Raw genomic sequence first — 2879 nt, forward strand, 5'->3', positions numbered from 1 at the left:
ACCTCGGCGTGTCGCCCCGCACCTTGCAGGAATATCGAACCGCGGGGACCGGTCCCCGCTATCGTCGGCACAGTCGCCATGTTCGCTATCACGTCGACGACCTCGACGCCTGGTCCCGGAGCGTCGGCGAGGCAGGTCACGATGCATAAGGCGCCGATACGCATCGTCGGGACGGCGCTTTGCGCGGCTCGCCGCCGGACGCGCACCCGGGCGTGCTGGGTGGGCTTCTGTGCTGTCCTGTCGGTCGCGCTGGCGGCGACGTTGGCCGCGCCGCCGCGTCCGCGCCTGCTTTGGAACGCCAGCGCCAGCGCCCCGGTCGGCCTGTGGAAGGTCGTTCCCACCACGTCCGTTCGCCGGGGCGACATGGTCGTCGCAAGGCTTGGAGAGCCTTGGCGCGCCCTCGCGGCACGGCGTCACTATCTCCCCGCCAACGTCCCGCTCCTAAAGCGCGTGACCGCCCTTCCAGGCGATCGCGTTTGCGCCCTTGGCCCTTGGCTCTTTGTCGATGGAAGGATCGTCGCGGTCCGCCGTCACGCCGACCGCCTGGGGCGGCCGCTGCCATGGTGGCACGGCTGCCGGGTGCTCGGCCGCCACTCGGTGCTGTTGCTGATGGATGACCCCGCTAGCTTCGACGGCCGCTACTTCGGGCCGTTGGAGCAACGGGCGATCGTCGGCAAGGCGGTGCCGCTGTGGCTTCGCTAGCGCGCCCCGCCGCGGGCTTGGCCTTGCTGCTCTTCGCGGCGATGCCGGCCGACGCGCGATCGGTCGAAGACTGGCGAGCGCATATCGAGGAAGCGTCGATGCGTTTCGGGCTGCCTGCCGCGTGGATCGAGCGCGTGATGCAGGCCGAGAGCGGCGGCCGCACGACGCTCGGCGGACAGCCGATCACCAGCCAGGCCGGCGCCATGGGGCTGATGCAACTCATGCCGGGAACTTGGACGGCCATGCGCGCGCGGCTCGGTCTTGGAACCGATCCGCACGCGCCGCGCGACAACATCATGGCGGGCACCCTGTACCTGCGGCTGATGTATGACCGCTTCGGCTATCCGGGCCTATTCGGTGCCTATAATGCCGGCCCGGGCCGCTACGCGGCATACCTGTCCGGTCGGCAAGCCTTACCGGCCGAGACGCGGGCCTACATCGCGAAGATTGCCGACCGAAACACCGCGCCGCCTGGCGGTCTTGGCCCCAGGCGCCACGTCAACGCTGATGGGGGCGACGCCCGCGAACGCGACACGGCTGCGGTGCAACCGCCGATCTTCTTCATCCGGCGATAGCGCCGCGAAAGACATTGTCATCCGGCGCGCGACACGCGAAACCGCGCACGTGCACTTACTGTCCGATCATAACCGAAGCGAGTTCCTGGCCACGCCCCAGCTGGTGCGCCTCGATCACGCGAAGGGTGAGGATGGGCGGTTCGAACCTAGCTTGTTGATCAAGGGCGACGCGCTCGTCTTGAAATACCTCGTCCGGGGCGTGCGGGTCCAGTTCGTTGCCGCGCGCGTGCGCGGCGACCGGCTTCTCTATGGACTCCTCGTTTTCGACGATCCCGCCCACCCGGCGATGCTTTGGTCGGTCATGGAACGCGAACAGGAACAGCTCGCGATGTTCGCCCTGGCCGGGGGCGAGCCATGCCAGCTTTTCCTTTTCAACGAGTTCGCGATCAACGTCGCCTGGAATGACTTGCCGGTGAATTTCTCGTCCAGCCGCCTTGGCTCCCTCGCGGCTTCCGCCGCGCTGGGCCCGGCCGACCACTCGGTCTTACATGCCGCGGTCGACGACGTAATCGGTCGTGCGCTCGGCGCGGATCCCGCCGACCCGGAGTTACTTGTCGTCGACTTGCCGGTCTTGACCGATTGGCGGATGGTCAACAACTCGCTGGTCACGAACAGCGCTGGCATAAGTCATCTCGATGCGTTCGATGCCGACGAGGGCCGGCAACAGGAGCGCGTGATTGCCTGGCTCACGGACAACCTGTTCCCGTTGGTCGCTATTGACCAGCCCCGAGTTCACAAGGGCGGAAAGCTCCGAGAGCTGACCGACGCGCTATTGAGTTACCCGCTTGGCACCTTCCTCTTCGAGTCCAAGGCGCTCTCGCTGCTCGACCGGCCGACGTTGCCGGACCGGTCGACCCTGGCGAAGAACCTGCTCGGACATGTTGCCAAGGCCGCTCGCCAACTCAAGGGAGCCACGCGGCAGGTAAAGGCTGGCACCGACATCCTCGACGAAAAGGGAAACGCCCACGACATCGAGCGCACGCGGCCCATCCACGCCATTATCCTCGTTCCTGACATCAGGCTCCTTCCCGACACGTTCGGCGCGGATCTCATGCACGACTTCATGGCTGCAACCGGTGGCTATCTCCATCTTCTCGATCCGTCGGAGTTGTTGCGTATCGTACAAACGACCGCGGAGTTCGTGCGTCGAAGCGAAAGCCAGCTCGTTACCCCGATGATGGCTTTTGACAGCCGGCTCATCGCGCGTGCCGAGCAGTGCGCCGCGAACGGAAGTCTCGTCGTCGAGATCGTCACCCACTTCGAAGACAGGTGAAACGGAAACTCGCGACCCTTGTATACCGGCCTCGCTGCTTCCCGCCCGCTCCGAGGCGCGATCGGTGACATTTCTCCTACGCGCGCGCCGGTAGGCGTCATGGCCGGGAAACTGGACAACGGAGCGCGGGTAAATTGAGCGCACACCGGCGGCGGGGGCCGCCGCCAGGGGGCGCGCGTTGTCTTGGCCCGCGCATGCGCTCTCGGCTTTGGCCGGGGGCGCGGCGGCGGCGCCCGTGGTCCGGGTGGACAGCGTGGAGCGCTGTCCAGGCCATGGCGGGGCCATGGCCGACCCGGTCACGCCCGCGCGCACGCCGCCACGCCGGCGGC

General features: G+C 67.2%; 4 protein-coding genes. All 4 read left to right on the plus strand.

Translation table 11 applies throughout. The annotated features are described in order from the left end of the window. Nucleotides 1-8: 8 nt before the first annotated feature. The 4 genes from VGD20_RS11135 to VGD20_RS11150 are packed head-to-tail and all read left to right on the plus strand — an operon-like array spanning nt 9 to nt 2550. Nucleotides 9-149 carry a helix-turn-helix domain-containing protein gene (locus VGD20_RS11135; RefSeq protein ID WP_331134512.1) on the plus strand — a complete coding sequence of 47 codons (141 nt, stop codon included), beginning with the start codon at nt 9-11 and terminating at the stop codon, nt 147-149. Next, nucleotides 142-702 carry a S26 family signal peptidase gene (locus VGD20_RS11140; protein WP_331134510.1) on the plus strand — a complete coding sequence of 187 codons (561 nt, stop codon included), beginning with the start codon at nt 142-144 and terminating at the stop codon, nt 700-702. Before VGD20_RS11135 ends, VGD20_RS11140 begins: the two co-directional genes overlap by 8 nt. Nucleotides 703-743: 41 nt before the next feature. Continuing rightward, nucleotides 744-1277, plus strand: a complete 534-nt coding sequence (locus tag VGD20_RS11145) for a lytic transglycosylase domain-containing protein (RefSeq protein ID WP_331134513.1) — start codon at nt 744-746, stop codon at nt 1275-1277. Further along, nucleotides 1210-2550 carry a hypothetical protein gene (locus VGD20_RS11150; RefSeq protein ID WP_331134511.1) on the plus strand — a complete coding sequence of 447 codons (1341 nt, stop codon included), beginning with the start codon at nt 1210-1212 and terminating at the stop codon, nt 2548-2550. Before VGD20_RS11145 ends, VGD20_RS11150 begins: the two co-directional genes overlap by 68 nt. Nucleotides 2551-2879: the final 329 nt, after the last annotated feature.

The organism is Sphingopyxis sp. (assembly GCF_036402335.1).
Taxonomy (GTDB): Bacteria; Pseudomonadota; Alphaproteobacteria; order Sphingomonadales; family Sphingomonadaceae; genus Sphingopyxis.

Excerpts from the sequence above, each read along its gene's own strand:
- VGD20_RS11145 (WP_331134513.1), top strand. The coding sequence starts at position 744 with ATGCCGGCCGACGCGCGATCGGTCGAAGACTGGCGAGCGCATATCGAG.
- VGD20_RS11140 (WP_331134510.1), top strand. The coding sequence starts at position 142 with ATGCATAAGGCGCCGATACGCATCGTCGGGACGGCGCTTTGCGCGGCT.
- VGD20_RS11150 (WP_331134511.1), top strand. The coding sequence starts at position 1,210 with ATGGGGGCGACGCCCGCGAACGCGACACGGCTGCGGTGCAACCGCCGA.